General features: G+C 74.0%; 18 protein-coding genes. 4 read left to right on the top strand and 14 right to left on the bottom strand.

What is annotated here, in order from left to right:
- Together AB0I21_RS14385 and AB0I21_RS14380 are read right to left on the bottom strand one after the other, a co-directional pair.
- On the bottom strand, positions 1–870 hold the full coding sequence (locus AB0I21_RS14385) for an NAD(+)/NADH kinase (protein WP_360561227.1): 870 nt from the start codon (positions 868–870) through the stop codon (positions 1–3).
- Between the two features lie 145 nt (positions 871–1015).
- A complete protein-coding gene (locus AB0I21_RS14380) occupies positions 1016–1597 on the bottom strand; it encodes a DUF1275 family protein (RefSeq protein ID WP_360561226.1) in 582 nt (193 codons plus the stop codon).
- A gap of 138 nt (positions 1598–1735) precedes the next feature.
- Here AB0I21_RS14380 and AB0I21_RS14375 point away from each other — a divergent pair, with 138 nt between their 5' ends.
- Complete coding sequence (locus AB0I21_RS14375) at positions 1736–2206, top strand: ATP-binding protein (RefSeq protein WP_360561224.1); 471 nt, start codon at positions 1736–1738, stop codon at positions 2204–2206.
- A gap of 229 nt (positions 2207–2435) precedes the next feature.
- Here AB0I21_RS14375 and AB0I21_RS14370 read toward each other — a convergent pair whose 3' ends face one another.
- Both AB0I21_RS14370 and AB0I21_RS14365 read right to left on the bottom strand, forming a co-directional pair.
- Complete coding sequence (locus AB0I21_RS14370) at positions 2436–2858, bottom strand: VOC family protein (protein ID WP_360561222.1); 423 nt, start codon at positions 2856–2858, stop codon at positions 2436–2438.
- Between the two features lie 88 nt (positions 2859–2946).
- Positions 2947–3369, bottom strand: coding sequence for a helix-turn-helix transcriptional regulator (locus tag AB0I21_RS14365; RefSeq protein ID WP_344499190.1), 423 nt, complete (start codon positions 3367–3369; stop codon positions 2947–2949).
- Between the two features lie 26 nt (positions 3370–3395).
- On the opposite strand from AB0I21_RS14365, the gene AB0I21_RS14360 reads away from it, so the two are divergent.
- A complete protein-coding gene (locus AB0I21_RS14360; RefSeq protein WP_360561220.1) occupies positions 3396–4115 on the top strand; it encodes a methyltransferase domain-containing protein in 720 nt (239 codons plus the stop codon).
- On the opposite strand, the gene AB0I21_RS14355 is transcribed toward AB0I21_RS14360, so the two are convergent.
- The 6 genes from AB0I21_RS14355 to AB0I21_RS14330 form a co-directional block, all read right to left on the bottom strand.
- Positions 4099–5442 carry an aldehyde dehydrogenase family protein gene (locus AB0I21_RS14355; protein ID WP_360561218.1) on the bottom strand — a complete coding sequence of 448 codons (1344 nt, stop codon included), beginning with the start codon at positions 5440–5442 and terminating at the stop codon, positions 4099–4101. The two genes, AB0I21_RS14360 and AB0I21_RS14355, sit on opposite strands and share 17 nt — an antisense overlap.
- On the bottom strand, positions 5439–7172 hold the full coding sequence (locus tag AB0I21_RS14350; RefSeq protein WP_360561217.1) for an asparagine synthase C-terminal domain-containing protein: 1734 nt from the start codon (positions 7170–7172) through the stop codon (positions 5439–5441). The genes AB0I21_RS14355 and AB0I21_RS14350 overlap by 4 nt, the downstream gene beginning before the upstream one ends.
- 69 nt (positions 7173–7241) lie before the next feature.
- Entirely contained in the window at positions 7242–7748 is a 507-nt protein-coding gene (locus tag AB0I21_RS14345) for a hypothetical protein (protein WP_360561215.1), read from the bottom strand.
- Positions 7749–7758: 10 nt separating this feature from the next.
- Positions 7759–8586, bottom strand: a complete 828-nt coding sequence (locus tag AB0I21_RS14340; RefSeq protein WP_360561213.1) for a hypothetical protein — start codon at positions 8584–8586, stop codon at positions 7759–7761.
- Positions 8571–9590 carry a hypothetical protein gene (locus tag AB0I21_RS14335; protein WP_360561211.1) on the bottom strand — a complete coding sequence of 340 codons (1020 nt, stop codon included), beginning with the start codon at positions 9588–9590 and terminating at the stop codon, positions 8571–8573. Before AB0I21_RS14335 ends, AB0I21_RS14340 begins: the two co-directional genes overlap by 16 nt.
- Positions 9587–10249 (bottom strand): hypothetical protein, encoded by a 663-nt coding sequence (locus AB0I21_RS14330; protein ID WP_360561209.1) that lies wholly within the window; start codon positions 10247–10249, stop codon positions 9587–9589. Before AB0I21_RS14330 ends, AB0I21_RS14335 begins: the two co-directional genes overlap by 4 nt.
- A gap of 117 nt (positions 10250–10366) precedes the next feature.
- Here AB0I21_RS14330 and AB0I21_RS14325 point away from each other — a divergent pair, with 117 nt between their 5' ends.
- Positions 10367–11899 (top strand): ankyrin repeat domain-containing protein, encoded by a 1533-nt coding sequence (locus AB0I21_RS14325; protein ID WP_360561207.1) that lies wholly within the window; start codon positions 10367–10369, stop codon positions 11897–11899.
- A gap of 260 nt (positions 11900–12159) precedes the next feature.
- On the opposite strand, the gene AB0I21_RS14320 is transcribed toward AB0I21_RS14325, so the two are convergent.
- The gene (locus AB0I21_RS14320; RefSeq protein ID WP_360561205.1) at positions 12160–12552 is read right to left on the bottom strand and encodes a hypothetical protein; all 393 of its coding nucleotides are present in this window, start codon (positions 12550–12552) and stop codon (positions 12160–12162) included.
- Between the two features lie 995 nt (positions 12553–13547).
- Entirely contained in the window at positions 13548–13868 is a 321-nt protein-coding gene (locus AB0I21_RS14315; protein ID WP_360561204.1) for a hypothetical protein, read from the bottom strand.
- 49 nt (positions 13869–13917) lie between these two features.
- Between AB0I21_RS14315 and fabG the strand changes: the two genes are divergently transcribed.
- The gene (gene fabG, locus AB0I21_RS14310; RefSeq protein ID WP_360561202.1) at positions 13918–14679 is read left to right on the top strand and encodes a 3-oxoacyl-ACP reductase FabG; all 762 of its coding nucleotides are present in this window, start codon (positions 13918–13920) and stop codon (positions 14677–14679) included.
- Positions 14680–14745: 66 nt separating this feature from the next.
- Here the strand turns inward: fabG and AB0I21_RS14305 are convergent, their stop codons facing one another.
- Positions 14746–16266, bottom strand: coding sequence for a DHA2 family efflux MFS transporter permease subunit (locus AB0I21_RS14305; RefSeq protein WP_360561200.1), 1521 nt, complete (start codon positions 16264–16266; stop codon positions 14746–14748).
- 104 nt (positions 16267–16370) lie between these two features.
- Positions 16371–16772, bottom strand: a complete 402-nt coding sequence (locus AB0I21_RS14300; protein ID WP_360561198.1) for a redoxin family protein — start codon at positions 16770–16772, stop codon at positions 16371–16373.
- Between the last annotated feature and the right edge of the window lie 86 nt (positions 16773–16858).

Raw genomic sequence — 16858 nt, 5'->3', positions numbered from 1 at the left:
CTACGGCTCCTCCACCTCCAGGCTGCCGTTGACCCGCAGCTTGCGGCGGGCCCGTTCGTAGAACGTGGTGTACCCGAGGCGCACCACCTTCGCCGCGGACGGGACCGCCGACACCGTGAGCATGTCGCCGGCCTTCAGCTCGCCGCCGAGGATGCCGTCGACCTCCACCACCAGCCGGCCGCTGGTCGGCAGCAGCTCCAGGTCGAGGTCCTCGTCGGGTGAGAGGACCATCGCCCGGTTGAACGCGGAGTGCGCCGCCGCCGGCACGACCAGGATGCCCTCGACGTTCGGCGAGACGATCGGCCCGCCGGCGGAGAAGCTGTAAGCGGTCGAGCCGGTCGGCGTGGCGACGATGAGCGCGTCCGCGGAGTACCGCACGAACGGGTAGCCCTGCATCGAGATGCCGACCGCGGCGAGGCCCTGCCCCGGCACCCGCACCAGCGCGATGTCGTTGAAGGCGGTGACGCCGGTGCCGTCGGGCAGCTGGGTGCGGATCGCCATGCGCGGCTCCACGGTGTACCGGTGGGCGTCGATCGAGCTCAGCGCCGCCGCCAGGTCCTCGACGGCGACCTCCGCGAGGAACCCGAGCCGCCCCAGGTTGACCCCCAGCACCGGCGTCGGCTTGCCGGACAGCAGCCGCATGCTGCGCAGCATCGTGCCGTCGCCGCCGAGGCTCACGACCAGCGACGCCCGGCTGACCAGCTCGTCGGCGTCGACCGCGACGGCGGTGCAGTCGATGCGGTCGACCTCGTCGGGCAGCCCGAGGACCGTCGCCTCGCGGGTCTTCGCCCAGTCGATGATGGCGTCGATCGCCGGCTTCGAGTCGCGGCGGGGGTGCAGAACCAGCCCGACCGTGTGCACCATGCCCATGCCGCAACTGTACGGCCGGTCACGGCCTGGCGGGCTCACGATGCCGGGCAGGTGCGGCGGTCACGGCCTGGCGGTCACGGCCTGGCGGGCTCGCGCCTGGCGGGCTCGCGCCTGGCGGGCTCGCGATGCGCGGCGGGCGCGGCGGTCAGAGCCTGGCGGGCTCGCGATGCCTGGTGGGTGCGGTGGTCTCCGTCCGGGTCCGCAGCGACCCCACCACGAGGGCGGCGGCGACGAGCAGCACGGCCGGTAGCGGGCCGATCCACGGTACGTGCTCCAGCAGCAGCCCGGCGCCCAACGCCCCGACCGGGATGCAGCCGAGGGGCAGCAGCTGCTGGACGCCCGCCACCGGGGTGTCCCCGGGCTCGCGGGTCGCGGTGTGCTGCAGGGCCGCGGCGATGGCGGCGAGGGCGAGCAGCGGCAGCTGCGTGAGGCCGCGCGGGTCGTGCGCGGCGACCATCCAGCCGCCGCAGAGCGTGCAGAGCGCGAGCAGCGCACCGACGAGGCAGCGGCTCGGGGCGACCCGCCGGGCGAGCAGCGCGGTCCCGCCGTACACGGCCACGGACAGCCCCGCCCGAAGCGCCGTATCCGGCAGCCGCTGCACCCCCGCCACACCCAGGACGACCAGGTTGCCGGCCACGACGCCACCGAACACACCGCCGAGAAACAGCAGGCAGATGCCGTCGACGTACCCGACCGAGAGGGCCAGCAACCACTGTGTTCGCCGCATTGCCGACCCGTTCCCAGATCCGCGCGACCCACCCTCACCCGCACCGGGTGAGGATTCTTGCTGTGTGACAAACATGAAACCTGTGGTGCTGAGGGTACGGTCGCTGGGAACGACCACTCGGAAGGAGGCGACGACCACGTGTCGATCGCGCTGCGACTCGCACTGCATCTCCCGCGGGACGCCGCGACGGTGCCCATGGCCCGCCGCCTGCTCGACCAGGCGCTGCAGACCCTCGGCGTCGAACCCACCTGCCGCGACGACATCGGCCTGATCCTCACCGAGGCCTGCGCCAACGTCATCGAACACGCCCGCAACATCGACGACTACGAGATCAGCATCGAGGTCACCGACCTCCGCTGCGTGATCCACGTCGTCAACGACGGCTCCGTCATCGACCCGGGCCGCCTCGTCCTCGCCACGGAAATGACCACGACCGAGCTCGCCGCCACCGACTTCGCCGTCCTCGACGAGCACGGCCGCGGCCTGCACATCATCCGCGCCCTCGCCGACGAGCTGTACCTCACCCCAGCCACCGCCGGCGGCCTGATCCTCCGAGCCGTGACCACCCTGCGCTGGACCGCCGACGCCGAGATCTGGCAACGCCGCTGACCCCCCGCCCAGCCGCGCCGCCCCGGCCCCACCCCCGCTCGCCGGCGTGCCAATCGATGCCGGGCCCGCCCTGCTCAGCCACGTCGCGCCGGGCGCCCGGCCGGCCGTGGACGGCCTGATCCTCCAGGCTGCGACCACGGCGGCGTGGACCACCGGCGCTGAGGTTCGGCAACGCCGCATTGATCTTCGAGAGCGTAACGTTAACGTCATCGAGTGTAAGAGTGGTGGGTCAGGCGGGGTGGCTCAGCTGCTGGATGCGGATGAGGTTGCCGGCGGGGTCTCGGACGGCGCAGTCGCGGACGCCCCAGTGCTGGTCGGTCGGCTCCTGGACGATGTCGGCGTCGTGCTTCTGGAGGCGTTCGAACACGCCGTCGAGGTCGTCGGTGGCGAGGTTCACGCCGGAGTACGTGCCCTTGGCCATCATCTCGGTGATGGTGCGGCGCTCGTCGTCGGTGACGCCGCTGCCGGGGACCGCGACGGGCTCCAGGACGAGCGACGTGCCGGGCTGGCCGGCGGGGCCGACGGTGATCCAGCGCATGCCCTCGTAGCCGGTGTCGCCGCGGACCTCGAAGCCGAGGACGTCGCGGTAGAAGGTCAGGGACGCGTCCGGGTCGGTGTGCGGCAGGAACGATGAGTGGATGACGATGTCCATACCGGTCACGCTATGTGAGAACGGGATGCGTCTGCTTCTTGATTCCTGACCAGATGCGAGACCGCCGGAGCGGCGGCCCGGTCAGGAATCAAGAAGGATGGCGGACCGGACGGGTCGCCTGCTTGGCGACGCACGGGGACATGCCGTCCGTGGTCGAAGCGGCGCGGGCCCGGTAGGCGCTCGGCGGCATCCCGACCAGCTCGGTGAACCGGGTGCTGAACGTGCCCAGCGACGAGCAGCCGACGGCGAAACACACCTCGGTGACGCTGAGGTCGCCGCGGCGCAGCATCGACATCGCGCGTTCGATGCGGCGGGTCATCAGGTAGCTGTACGGCGACTCGCCGTACGCGGCGCGGAACTCGCGGCTGAGGTGGCCCGCCGACATGTGGACGCCGCGGGCGAGGGCCTCCACGTCCAGCGGCTGCGCGTAGTCACGGTCGATGCGGTCGCGGACGCGGCGCAGCCGGACCAGGTCGCTGAGCTGCTGCGGCGATGGGGGTCTGCCGGTCACGCCCGGAATCGTGCCACAGTGCGGGGGTGCCCGACGCCATCTTCACCCATCCGCGCCTCGCCGCGATCTACGACGCGTTCGACGGCGACCGCTGCGATCTCGACCTGTACCTGGGCATCGTCGAGGAGTTCCAGGCCGCTCATGTCCTCGACATCGGGTGCGGCACGGGAAGTCTCCCGCTCCTGCTGGCGGCCCGGGGGACGAAGGTGACGGCGGTCGACCCGGCGGAAGCGTCGCTGGATGTGGCAAGAACGAAGACACCGGACGTCACCTGGATCCTCGGCGACGCCACCAGCATCCCAGAAGACACGGCGAAGGCCGACCTGGCCACGATGACCGGCAACGTCGCCCAGGTGTTCCTGGAGGACCGGGACTGGGCCGCGACCCTGCGCGGCATCCACGACGCCCTGCGGCCCGGCGGTGTGCTGGTGTTCGAGACCCGGCGCCCCGAGCGCCGCGCCTGGGAGGGCTGGGCGCGCGACCCCGGGCCGCACACACGTGACGTGCCCGGGGTCGGCGTCGTGGAGGAACGCAGGTCGGTGACCGAGGTCCGGCCGCCGTTCGTGTCGTTCCGCTACACGTACACCTTCCAGAACGGCGAAACAGTGCACTCCGACTCCACGCTCCGCTTCCGCGACCGGCAGGAGGTCACGAGGTCGCTCGAGGACGCCGGGTTCACGGTCCTGGACGTGCGCGACGCGCCAGACCGGCCCGGTCTGGAGCACGTGTTCATAGCCGCACGGTGACGGTCTTCGGGCGCTGGTACTCCGCGAGCGCCAGGACGCTCAGGTCGGTGCCGTGCCCTGAGCCGCGCCGGCCGCCGTGCGGGAGCTCCGCGGTCTGCTCCAGGTGACAGTTCACCCACACCTCGCCGCAGTCCAGCAGGCCGGCGACCCGCAGCGACGGACCGACCGCGGTGCCCCACACGCTGGCGGCGAGGGCCTGCGGCACGGAGTTGGCGAGGGAGACCACGCCGTCGAGGTCGTCCGCCGCCTGTACCGTCAGCGCCGGCCCGAACATCTCCTGCGTGACCGCCGGGTCGTCCGGCGGCAGGTCGGCGAGGATCAGGCCGGCCCGCCAGAACCCGTCGGCCTCGCCGGAGCCGACCGTCAGGGTGCCGGAGCGGCGCACGCCGGCCGCGGACGAGGAGACGATCGCGTCGAAGCGGGCGAGCTGGGCGGCGTTGTTCAGCGGTCCGAAGTCGGGGCCGGCGCGGCGGGCGAGCATGGCGGCGGCGAGCCCGTCGACGACCTCGTCCAGGTGGGAGCGCAGCGTGATGACGCGGGCCGGGGCGGCGCAGCTCTGCCCGGCGTTGTACGTGCACGCGCCGACCAGCTCGTCGTAGGTGAACGGGGGCGCGTCGGGCAGGACGACGGCGGCGCAGTTGCCGCCGAGCTCCAGGCTGACCCGGCGCAGCCCGGCCCGGGCGACGACGTCGAGCCCGCCGGCCTGGCTGCCGGTGAAGGCGACCGCGTCGACGTCGCCGCCGACGAGCAGCCGCCCGGTGTCGCGGTCGCCGGGCAGCGCGACCAGCACGCCCGCGCCGAGCGTCGAAGCGGCGTGCGAGGCCAGCAGCACCGCGGTGTCGGGGGTGGTCTCGGCCGGCTTCAGCACGACGGCGTTGCCCGCGGCGAGCGCCGGACCGAGCCGCCACGCCGCCATGAGCAGCGGATAGTTCCACGGTACGATCGCCGCCACGACTCCGAGCGGCTCCCACCGCACCCAGCTCTCCCGGCCGGGGAGGCGGTGACCGGCGGCCGGGGTGAGGTCGGCGCGGACCGCACCGGCGTAGAAGCGCAGCACGTCGGCGGCGTTCAGCACCTCCGCCCGGGCGTCCGCGGTGGGCTTCCCGGTGCCCGCGACCTCGGCCGTGACGTACGCGTCGAGGTGCTGCTCGATGAGCGCGACCAGCGCGAGGAGCCGGTGCGAGCGCTCCTTCGCGGTCAGTCCGGCCCAGGCGGGCAGGGCGGCGCGGGCGGCGGCGACGGCCGCCGACACCTCGGCGGGGCCACCGCAGTCCAGGCGGCTGCGGATGTGGCCGGTGCGCGGGTCGGGAAGGTCAACGAAGTTCACACGACATCGTAGGCACGCAGCCAGAGCTCGAGCGTGAGCACCAGCCACACCTTGCCGCCCTGGCGGGGCAGCAGCGCACCCTCGCCGCGCAGCCAGGCGCGGATCGTGACGGGGTCGAACAGGCCGCTGGTGCGGCTGCCGAGCAGCACGTCGTCGGCGAGCGCCTTCAGCGGCCCGCTCAGCCACTGCTGGACCGGCACCCGCATGCCGCTCTTGGGGCGGTCGATGATCGTCGCCGGCAGCAGGTCCCGGACCGCCTCTTTCAGGATCCATTTCTCGTCGGTACCGGCGAGCTTCAACCTCGGCGGGACCGTGAACGCGTGGTCGATCACCCGGCGGTCGAACAGCGGCGCGCGCCCCTGCAACCCGCGCGCGGCGGTGAGCCGCTCGACCTTCGTGAGGATGTGGTGGGCGCCCTTGGTGCGCAGGTTGCAGTGCAGCAGCCGGTTCAGGTGGGAGCGCATCGTGCCGGGGGACAGGTACGGCGCGACGAAGCGCTCCGGCCCGGGCTCGCCGTCCAGGGCGCGCAGCGTGTCCGCGGTCAGCAGCGCCGGCAGGTCGCCGTAGCACTTGCGGTAGGAGCGCAGGTACGCCAGCGACCGTGCGTCCGGGGACGGGTCGTCGCGGTGCAACTCGTACAGCAGCATCGGCAGGTTCTTCGGGCCGCCGAAGACCGGGTCGCCGCCCTCGCCGTTGAGCACGACCCGCATCCCGTCGCCGGCGACCGCCTCGGCGAGCATCAGGTTGGGCACGGTCAGCGGGTCGCCGACGGGGCTGTCCAGCAGCGCGACCGTGTCCGCGAGCCGCGCCGCGACCGCCTCGCCGGAGACGCTGAGGATCTGGTGGCGGGTGTTGCAGTGGGCGGCGACCAGCCCCGAGTACGCCAGCTCGTTCGGCAGCTCATGACCGAAGCTGATGCTGTACGTGCGGACCTCCTGGTCGTGCAGCTTCGCCGCGAGCGCCGTGACGAGGCTGCTGTCGACGCCGCCGGACAGCAGGACGGCGGCGGGTTCGGCCTGCGGCAGGCGCAGGCTCGTCGCCCGCTCCAGCAGCGCCCGCAGCGTCGCGGCGTGCCCGTCGGCGGTGACCGTCTCGTCGATCGCCTCGGTCGCCTCCCAGAACACCTCCTCCCGGACGGTGCCCTCGTGGCCGGCTCCGCCGCGCAGCCGCACGATCCGGCCGGGGAGCACCTCGTGAACGCCGCGCAGGAGGGTCTCGTCGCCGGGCAGGTACGCGAACGTGAGGAACGACCGCACGGCGGCGAGGTTGAGCCCGGTGCCGAGGTCCGGCCAGTGCCGCAGCGCCCGCAGCGACGTCGACACGGCCCACGTGCCGGACCCGGACCGGGCGTGGAAGGCGGTGCGCGCCCCGACGTGGTCGCGGACGACGACGAGGTCGGTCCCGTCGGCGACGACCAGGACGAACATGCCGTCGGCCGCGCGGACGCCGGCGGCGCCGAGCCGGGCGTACACCCGCAGCAGCAGCGCACCGTCGGGGGTCTCCGGCGGTGCGGGGTCGCCGGCCTTCGCGAGGGCGGCGAGCAGCTCGGCCCGGTTGTGCAGGACGACCTCGCCGACGGCGTGCAGGTCACCGGCGGCGAACGGCCCCTCCGCGAACCCCGGCTCGCCGTCGACGATGCCGAGCGTGACCGGGCCCGCCGAGGCGACCGGCCGGGCGCCGAGCCCGGTCAGCGCCTGCGGGTCACCGAGCGTCGCCGCGATGCGTGCCACGGGGTCCTCCTGTCCGTTCCGTGTTGCTGTTCCTGCGGCTCAGCTTCCTGCGGCTCAGCTTCCTGTGGCTCAGCCGAAGTCGTCGTCGGAGCCGCTGTCGCCGTCGTGGTCGTCGGACCAGCTGCCTCCGTCGTCGCCGCCGTCGCCTCCGTCGCCGGAGGAGGACTGCTGTTGCTGCTGGGCCTGGCGGCGCAGCTCCTCCTCCTCGATCGGCGACATCATCAGCGGCGGCGCGACGACCGCGCCGAGCAGCGCGCCGGCGCCGACCGCGGCGAGGATCGCCCCGGTGCGGCCGCCGAACGAGGTGCGGTTCACCGTCAGCGTGCCGTCGCCCCAGGCGGTGCGGCCGTAGCCCTGGTCGCGCCCGTAGACGAACTGGCCGGTGCTGTAGGTGCGCTTGATGATGCGGTTGCCGAGGATCTCGTCGATGCCGCTGCGGCCGGAGTTGTCCTGCCACTGCACGTAATGGTCGCCGGCGCGGCGGCGCCACTCCTCCCGGCCGTCGGCGAAGCGGCGATGGACGCTGCGGTCGCTGAGCAGCTCGTCGGTGAACTGGATCTCCCGGTAGTGGCTCACAGCTCTCCTGTCATGCGGCGGGCCAGGTCATGAAGCCCGCGGCCTGCAGCTGCCGGAGGCGGGCGGATCGGCGGCGCGTCCGGGACTGCCCCCGGACCAGGCGGTGCACGGTGCGCAGCAGGCGGGCCGGGTTGACGGCGGCGACCTCGACGGTGTGCCCGGCCCGCAGCCGCCGCACCTCCCACGGCTCCAGCCCCGCCGGCGCGTCCAGGTCCACGGCGGTGGTGCGCGGGCCGGCGGTCAGCCTTCGTGAGGCCGTGGTCAGGTGCAGCGCCGCGGCGTGCACCGGTCGCAGCCCCAGCGGGTGGACGCGCAGCTCACCGGCCCACTCGCGGACGGCGTCGACGGTCGCGTACCCGGCGGCGCTCGCGTCGTGCAGGACGAAGACGGCCGCGTCGCCGGTACGCCGCAGCGCGTCGGTCAGGCGCGGGTCGAGCGGCAGGTCCCGCTCCGCGAACACCGGGCACGCCGACTCCATGTGCAGCTCGTTGGCGAGCAGCATCCCGGCGATCGCCGCGTCCTGGCAGACGAGGAGCCGGGGGAGGCCGTAGTCGTACAGGTCGGGCACGTCGTCGGCGGGCGCCGCGACCCGCGACGCGGGATCGTCGAGGAGCCCGGGCACGGGACCGTGCCGGTCCAGCGCGGCGAGGAACCGGTCGTAGCCGACGGGCGCGGGCAGCGTGAACCGCAGCCGGCGCGGCAGCCGGTGCAGCGGCAGCAGGCCCCGGCACACCTCGTAGTACAGCTGCCGGCGGGTGAACCGGATCCGTCCCGGCGCCCCGGCCCGCACCGCCGCCGAGGCCAGCGCCCGGTCGACGGCGCTCACTCGCCCGGCCACGTCATGAAGCCGACCGCCATCGCGGCCTTCTCGTCACGGTCGGGCCCGGTGGACGTGCGCAGGTGCTCGGCGACCTTCTTGACCCGGGCCAGCAGCTGCGCCGGGCGCAGCGCCGCCACCGGCGACGACCAGCCCTCGCCGAGCCAGTCCAGCTCCTTCGGCGTGAGGTCCGTCTGCGCCTTCAGCCACGCGACCCGCTCCGGCTGCCGGGCCTTCGTGCGCAGCTTGAACGGGTCCTTCGTCGCGAGCACGGTCCGTGGCCGCAGGCCCAGGTCGATGACCCGCCGGCCGCGCAGCTCGTGGCGGGTGGTCGCGAGGAACACCTCACCGTCGAGGCTCGCGTCGCGCAGCACCGCGACCGGGACCGACGGCGGCAGCGCGGCCACGTTCGCGGCGAGCGCGGCGTTGAAGTAGCGCTCGACCTCGTTGACGCGCAGGCAGGCGAGCACGGACGGGTCCGGGGACAGGATCGCGAACGCCGGCTGCTGCGGCGGCGGCCCGGGCCGCACGTGCGCCTCGTCGATGATCCCGCCGGGCGGCTTCAGGTAGATCCGGCTCCAGCCGCCGAGGATCTCCTTGCGGAACTGGTCCAGCGGCATCTTCACGGCGACCTCGCGCTTGAGGACGCCGGCCAGCCGCAGCACGACGATCACGATACCGATGGTGAGCAGCGCCCCGCCGACGATCGCGAGCGGCACCACGTCACCGAAGACGCCGACAGCGAGCAGGATGGTGCCGATCAGCAGCGGCACGACCACGCCGCAGCCGGCGGTGCCGTCGTTGGCGGACTTGTTGGTCTTGCGGGCTGCCGCGTACCAGAGCTGCGTCACCGTGTACCAGTGGTTGTCCTCGCTGAGCTTGCCGGTGAGCCGGCGCACCTTCACGTCGTGCAGCGCGAACGGGTTCTCCTTCGGCTCGAACACGAACGACTTCCGGCACTTGCCGCACGTCTTGCCGGTGCGTTCGGTGCGCTTCAGGTTGGCGGTGCAGTGCGGGCAGATCATGCCGATCCCTCCAGACACACGGCGAGACGGCGGGCGGCCCGGGCCGCCCGCTCCCGCAAGGTCATCCCACCCGGTGACGGCGCCTCGCCGACGGCGCGCAGCGCCTTCGCCAGGGCCGGATAGTCCAGCTCGCTGTGGTGCGGTGGCTCCGCGGTCGCGCGGCGCTCCGCCTCCTCGGCGGTGATCGCGTAGTCCTCGTGGTCGATGCCGAAGCCGGTGTTGGCGGCGAGGATCAGCAGCCGGCCGTCGCCCCGGTTGATGAACGAGTGCGGCAGCAGCGCCGGGATGCGGAGCATGACGCCCGGCGTCAGCCGCACCGTCACCGCCTCCTGCCGCTCGTCGTCGTAGAGCCCGCACGCCGCGTAGCCGAGGCTCAGCACGAAGTGCTCCCCGCCGTGCGCGTGCGGCGTGAACGCGCTGTGCCCCCGCATCAGGCCCAGCTTGTAGGTCGCGTTGCTGGGCCGCTCCGGCGACGTCAGCGCGTCGCCGATCAGATACCGGGCGTGCTGCCCGCTGTCGATGAACGGCAGCAGCTCGGCCGGGTCGAGCAGGTCGCCGCGGCCCGTCCGGGACGTCAGCAGCGCCGTGCCGTCGGCCGTCAGCGAGTACACCTCGACCCCGGCCGGGAGCCCGCCGTCGCCGTTCACTGAGCCCTTCACACTGGGCACTGTACGAAACGCGAACACCCCGCGCACTAAGCTGTCCGGCCGGTGACCGGGGGATGCCACTCACGTGAACGGGGGTTGCCTGTGCGGCGCTACGGGGTGCCGGCGGACATGATCGAAGAGGCCACGCGGCTGCGCCTCGCGGGTGACTGGCGCGGCGCCTGCGTGGTGGCGAACGTCGCCGTCGAGCTGGACCTGGCGGCCGTCGCCGACCGGCACGGCGCGGACGTCGCCGGACGGGTCGCCGACGACCTCGCCCACCTGGTGCCGGACCTGCTGCGCTGGCACCTGCCGCTCAGGCCCGAGCCGCTCAACGGTGCCCGCGCGGTGACGCCGCTCGCCCTGTACCAGGGCGGCGTCGGCCTGACCGTGCACGGCCCGGACGTGACCGACCAGCCGCAGCGGCTGCGGCTGCGCGCCGAGCCGGTCGCTGCCGGGCACGTCGAGCAGGGCCTGCACCTGAACCGGGAACGCTGGGACGACCGGCACACCACCGAGCTGCTGGCCCGCTGCGGCGGCCGCACCCGGCTGCCGTTCTTCACCGCCGCCGGGACGCCGCTGCCCGTGGCGGAGCTCGGCCGCGACGACCACGAGGGCCGCACCGAACGCGCCACGCAGCTGCTCGCGAAGGGGCGGATCGCGGAGGCGTGGGACGAGGCCGGGTTCGACGTCGACGCGCCCGAGCACCTGCTGCGGCACTACCGGCCCGGGCTCACGATGCTCGCCGAACGGGCCCGCCACCTGGCGGAGACCACCGGCGCCGACGTCGTCCTGGCGCCGATGCCGTCGTTCCTCGGGCTGCTGCTCGACCGTCTCGACGGGCCCCGGCCCCGAGTGCGGGTCGTGCCCACGCACAACGGCCCGCCGGCGGGCGTGCCCGCACTGCCCCACGCCGCCCAGCACTGGCCGGCCGTCCTCGACGAGCTGCGCGGCGGCGAGCTCGACCCGGCGCAGCTGCACCCGCTCGTCGGCGCCGCGCTCTTCCCGGCCCGCGGCATGCTCCTTCCGGCCCGCGGCGCTGTGACGATGCCGGCGCCTCCGCGGCTGCCCGGGCCGGTGGAGCTCAGCTGCGGCGGCACGTGGCACGAGGTCGCCGTCCGCGACGGGACGCTGCACGTGCCGCACCCGCCGGAGGAGCTGACCCGCGAGCTGGCCCTGCAGGCCCTGGCGGGCCGGGTCGAGCCGGGCTGCGCGGTCGCCGTCCGCGGCTGGCGGACCCTCGGCGGCTGGCTGCCGACGCCGCTGCTGGAGCTGCGGTCACAGCTGCTGGAGTACGTCATGCACGGCGAGGCGACCGCGATCGAGGCGCTCCTGGACGAGGGCCTGGACCCGAGGCTGCTGGACGCGCACGGCCGGACCCTCGTGCACCTGCTGCCGTGGCTGTTCCCCGCCGGTGCGCGGCTGCGGGTCCTGGACCGGCTCCTGGCCGCCGGCCTCGACGCCGGCGCCCGCGACCGGCTGGGCCGCACGCCGCTGCACTTCGCGGTCCGCCGCGGCGCGTCGCCGACTCTCATCCGGGCGCTCCTCGCCGCGGGCGCCGACCCCGCCGCCGCGGACCACGCCGGTCAGACCCCGGTGGACGCCGCTGCGACGCCGGAGGTGGCCCGCCTCCTGACCGGGTTTTCTGTCGTACCCCCGCGGTAGGTTCTGGGCATGACGGGGATCGTTTACGTGCACCGGGTCCGCCCGACCTGCGGGCCGTCGTGGCTCAGCAGCCGCCCACGCCGAAGTCGAGCACGACCCGGGCGGTGCCGCCTGGCCAGGTGACCTCGACCGGCAGGCAGGCCGCGTCCCGCACCGCGAAGCCGCCGGCGAACTCGCTCGCGGGCGGGTCCGACGCGGCGCCGCAGCCGGCGAAGGAGACGGTGTCGTCGAGGCCGTTGCGGTACGTGAGGGCGGCGACCTCACGCCGCGGCCGGCACGGTGACCGTCGCGGGTGTGCCGCCGCGCAGCCGCAGCGCCACCTTGAACCGGCGCCAGCCCTGCGCGTCCGGGGTCCGTTCCGCGAAGGCGGCCCTGTCGCCCCAGCGGTAGTCGAGCGCCCCGAACGCGGCCGGCCCCGCCACGGGCGCCGCACGCCACGCGTCGCCGCCCAGCCCGACGCTGACCAGGCTCCCGCAGTCCCGCGGGGCCGCCGGCGCCACGGAGACGGACGGCGGTGCCGTGGACACGGACGGCGGTGCCGTGGACACGGTCGGCGGTGCCGTGGAGTCGGTCGGCGACGGTCGCGGATTCGACACCGGTGCGGTGGTGCACGCCGACAGCAGCAGCACGCCGGCCAGCGTCGCCACCCGCATCGGCCTCAGCAGCAGCGTGCCGGCCAGCGTCGCCGTCCGCGTCGCTCCTGGCGGCAGTGCGCCGACCGGCGTCGCTGTCGGTCTCGGCGGTAGTGCGCCAGTCGGCGTCGCAGTCCGTGTTGGTCTCGGCGGCTGTGCTGCCGTCCGTGCCGCCGTCCGCGTCGCTCCTGGCGGCATTGTGCCGGTCAGTGTCGCTGCCGATGTCGGTCTCAGCGGCTGTGTGCCGGCCGGCGCTGCGACCCGTGTCCATGTCCGCGTTCCCGTCCGCGTTGCCGTCCGCGTCGGTCTTGGCGGCAGCGTGCCGACCGGCGTCGCTGTCGGTGTCAGTCTCGGCGACTGTGCGTCGGCCGGCGCTGTCACCTGCATCCGCGTCCGCGTCGGTCCCGGCGGCAGTGTGCCGGCCCGCGCCGCCGCCTGCGTCGGTCCTGGCGGCAGTGTGTCGGTCGGCGTTGCTGTCGGTGTCGGTCTCGGTGGCTGTGGGCCGGCTGGCGCTGTCAGCCGCATCCGGGTCCGTGTCGGCTCTGCTGTCCGCGCTGGCCCCGCTGTTCGTGCCGCTGTCCGTGTCGGCCTCGCCGTTTGTGCCGCTGTCCGTGGCGGCCCCGGCGTTTGTGCCGCCGTCTGCGTCGGTCCTGGCGGCAGTGTGCCGGTCGGCGTCGCTGTCGGTGTCGGTCTCGGTGGCTGTGGGCCGGCTGGCGCTGTCAGCCGCATCCGGGTCCGTGTCGGTCCTGCTGTCCGCGCTGGCCCCGCTGTTCGTGTCGCTGTTCGTGTCGGCCCCGGCGTTTGTGCCGCCGTCTGCGTCGGTTCTGGCGGCAGTGTGTCGGTCGGCGTCGCTGTCGGTGTCGGTCTTGGCGGCTGTGGGCCGGCCGGCGTTGCCACCCGCGTCCGCGTCGGTGGTGGTGGGCCGGCCGGCGTTGCCGTTCGCGTCGGGGCAGAGGGGCTTGCGACGTCCATGCCCGTGCAGAATCCCGGCGGAGGGCGGCGGTTCCCTTGAAGTGTCAGCTCGCCGGGTCCGGGGGTGCGGTGGGGGCGTGGCGGTGGGTGGCCACGATGAAGAAGGCGGCGGTGAGCAGTGCCGACCAGGCGGCGTCCAGTGTGAACTCCAGCCTGATCCAGTCGTCGCGGAGTTCGGCGACGTCGACGTACACCTCGACCATCTTCCGCGCCACCAGCACGAGGAAGCCGAGCAGCGCCGGCCAGAACGCCTTGCCGAGCCGTCGCCGGAGCGCCAGTGTGAGGCCCGCCCCGACGACCCCGGCGACGGCGGGTGGCTCGAACAACAATGTGAACCCGAAGAGGGCGAAGAATGTCTCTGTCATGCGCGGCACCGTAGAAGGCGCCGTCCAGTCACGAGCGGAAGGCGGCAGCATGTTCGATCTCACGGGGCGGCGGGCCCTCGTCACGGGGGCGGGGCACGGGATCGGTGCGGCGATCGCGGTGGCGCTCGCCGAGCACGGCGCGGACGTCGTGGTGCACCACGGGCGGTCCGCGGACCGGGCCGCCGCGGTCGTCGAGCGGATCGCGGGGCTGGGCCGGCGGGCCCTGGCGGTGCGGGGTGACGTGACCAGCACCGCGGAGGTCGACCGGTTCGTCGGCGAGGCGACGCAGCACCTCGGCGGCCTCGACATCCTCGTCTGCAACGCCGGGCACCTGGTCGGGCGGGTCGCGGTCGCCGACATGAGCGACGAGCACTTCGCGCAGGTCACCGACGTCAACCTCACCGCCACGTTCCGGACCGTGCGGGCCGCGTTGCCGGCGCTGCGGGCGTCCGGGGCGGGGCGGGTCGTCACGATGGCGTCCCTCGCGGCGCACAACGGCGGTGGGCCGGGCGCTGTCGCGTACTCCGCCGCGAAGGCCGGCGTCATCGGCCTGACCAAGGGCCTGGCGAAGGAGCTCGCGCCGGACCGGATCACCGTCAACGCCCTCGCGCCCGGCTACATCGGCGACACCGACTTCCACGCCACGTTCAGCACCCCGGAGCGGCGGGCGGCGACCGTGGCGGCGCTGCCCGTGGGCCGCGGAGGGACCGCCGCCGAGGTCGCCGCGGCCGCCGTCTACCTCGTCTCGGCGGAGGCGGGGTTCGTCACCGGCGCCACGGTGGACATCGACGGCGGCGCGTCCCCGCGCTGAGGTCCGGCGGCATGACATGCGAGAAGCCGCCCCCGGGAGGGAGCGGCTTCTCGAAAGAGCGTGCGGTCAGTGCGCCATGGCGCGAGGGGCGTCGGGGTCGACGTCGAGGGGGCCGGTGCGGAACAGGACGGCCGACACGAGCGCGCACAGGAGGAAGAAGCCGGCGGACCACCAGAACACCGTGTGGTAGCTCTCGATGGCGGCCTGCGCGGCCAGCTGCGGCGTCGGTTTCCGGCCGGCCATGTAGTCGCCGGCGGCGCTCGCCGCGAACGAGCTGAGCAGCGCGGTGCCGATGGACCCGCCGATCTGCTGCGTCGTGTTGATCATCGCGGAGGCGACGCCGGCGTCGGTGTGGGCGACGCCGGAGGTGGCGGCGTTCTGCGTCGGGGCGAAGATGAGGCCCATGCCGAGGCCGATGACGAGCAGGCCGGGCAGCACCCCGGTGGCGTACGTGGAGTGCAGGTCGAGCCGGGTCATCAGCAGCATGCCGGCGCCGGCGGTGAGGGCGCCGAGCGGGACGAGCGGGCGCGGGCCGACCCGCGGGGTGAGGATCGAGCCGGCGGTGGTCGCCGACAGCATGATGGCGGCGAGCATCGGCAGGAACGCGCAGCCGGTCTGGATCGGGGTGAAGCCCAGGACGCTCGTCATGTAGTAGGTGAGGAAGAGGAAGATGCCGAACATGCCGGCGCCGGCGATGCCGACCGCGGCGTAGGAGCCGCCCCGGTTGCGGTCCAGCACGACGCGCAGCGGCAGGAGCGGGTGCTCGACCCGCCGTTCGATGGCGACGAACGCGATGAGGACCAGCACGCCGACGGTCACCGGGCCGAGGGTCATCGCGTCGTCCCAGCCGTCCGATTCGGCGTTGGCCAGGCCGTACACCAGCGACACCAGGCCGACGACGGCCGTCACCGCACCGGGGACGTCGATGCGGCCGCCGGTCCGGGCGGGTTCGTCGCGCAGCTTGAGCAGTCCGCCGGCGACGGCGAGCGCGGCGATGATGAGGTTGACGAACAGGCACCAGCGCCACGACGCGTACTCGGTGAGGACGCCGCCGAGGAGCAGGCCGACGGCACCGCCGGCGCCGGAGATCGCGCCGTAGATGCCGAACGCCTTGCCGCGCTCCCTCGGGTCGGGGAACGTGATCGACAGCAGCGACAGCGCGGCCGGGGCGAGCGCGGCGCCGAACGCGCCCTGCAGCGCGCGGGCGACGATGAGCATGGTGAGGCCCTGCGCGGCGCCGCCGAGCGCGGACGCCAGGGCGAAGCCGACCAGGCCGACGAGGAACATCCGCTTGCGGCCGAACAGGTCCGACAGCCGGCCGCCGAGCAGCAGCAGGCTGCCGAACGCGAGCGCGTAGCCGGTGACGACCCACTGCCGGCCGCCGTCGGAGAAGCCGAGGTCCCGCTGCGCGGTGGGCAGCGCGATGTTCACGATCGTGGCGTCGAGGACGACCATGAGCTGCGCCATGGCGAGCACGACGAGCGCCCACCACCGACCAGTTTGCGGTTGCGGCGCCGGTACCGGTGTGCCCGGTCTCGCGCCGGCGCGCCTCGCGGCGGGTGCGCGGCGGTCGGTGGTGGTGCTCATGTCGTCTGTCCCCCGGTGCGTCAGAGTTCGGTGTCCCCTGGGCATCGGGATCCCGCGGGCGGAGCTGAGCGGCTGTACGGGACGTCACACCCCGGCAGGTGCCGCTACAGGGCGTCGACGGCGGCGGTGAGCGCGGCCGCGTCGAAGCTGCCCATCGGCAGGGTCGTGGCGAGCCGGTAGCGGACCTCGCCCGCGGCGTCGACGAGCAGGGTGCCGCTGTGCTGGAGCAGCATCGAGCGGGGCAGCCCGGCGGCGTGGTGTGCCTCCGCGCCCGGCGACGCCACCACGCGGACCGGGCCGGCGACCCGGCGGACCCGGTCGGCCTGCGCGTCCTCGCCGGGCACGACGACGACCGGGGTCACCCCGCGGTCGGCGAGCCGCAGCCCGGCCAGCTCCTTGACGTGCCGCAGGCAGACCGCGCAGCTCGCCGCCCGCACGAAGTACACCGCGACGCCGCGCCGGCCGTCCCGCAGCTCCGCGAGCGTGATGCCGGGTGTCAGCTCCATGACTCCTCCTATTGGTAACCGAGTTACGTAAATTAGATACGTATCCGAGTTGTGCAGTCAAGGGTCGGGAGGTGCCGTCCTGCCGG

Origin of the sequence: Dactylosporangium sp. NPDC050588 (genome assembly GCF_040654975.1) — a bacterium.
Lineage (GTDB): Bacteria > Actinomycetota > Actinomycetes > Mycobacteriales > Micromonosporaceae > Dactylosporangium > Dactylosporangium maewongense.
This window is presented reverse-complemented; position numbering and strand designations above follow the sequence as displayed.

Coding starts and splice junctions, on each gene's coding strand:
- AB0I21_RS14385 (WP_360561227.1), bottom strand. CDS start 870: ATGGGCATGGTGCACACGGTCGGGCTGGTTCTGCACCCCCGCCGCGAC.
- AB0I21_RS14305 (WP_360561200.1), bottom strand. CDS start 16,266: ATGAGCACCACCACCGACCGCCGCGCACCCGCCGCGAGGCGCGCCGGC.
- AB0I21_RS14315 (WP_360561204.1), bottom strand. CDS start 13,868: ATGACAGAGACATTCTTCGCCCTCTTCGGGTTCACATTGTTGTTCGAG.
- AB0I21_RS14380 (WP_360561226.1), bottom strand. CDS start 1,597: ATGCGGCGAACACAGTGGTTGCTGGCCCTCTCGGTCGGGTACGTCGAC.
- AB0I21_RS14335 (WP_360561211.1), bottom strand. CDS start 9,590: ATGATCTGCCCGCACTGCACCGCCAACCTGAAGCGCACCGAACGCACC.
- fabG (WP_360561202.1), top strand. CDS start 13,918: ATGTTCGATCTCACGGGGCGGCGGGCCCTCGTCACGGGGGCGGGGCAC.
- AB0I21_RS14370 (WP_360561222.1), bottom strand. CDS start 2,858: ATGGACATCGTCATCCACTCATCGTTCCTGCCGCACACCGACCCGGAC.
- AB0I21_RS14300 (WP_360561198.1), bottom strand. CDS start 16,772: ATGGAGCTGACACCCGGCATCACGCTCGCGGAGCTGCGGGACGGCCGG.
- AB0I21_RS14320 (WP_360561205.1), bottom strand. CDS start 12,552: ATGCGGGTGGCGACGCTGGCCGGCGTGCTGCTGCTGTCGGCGTGCACC.
- AB0I21_RS14325 (WP_360561207.1), top strand. CDS start 10,367: ATGATCGAAGAGGCCACGCGGCTGCGCCTCGCGGGTGACTGGCGCGGC.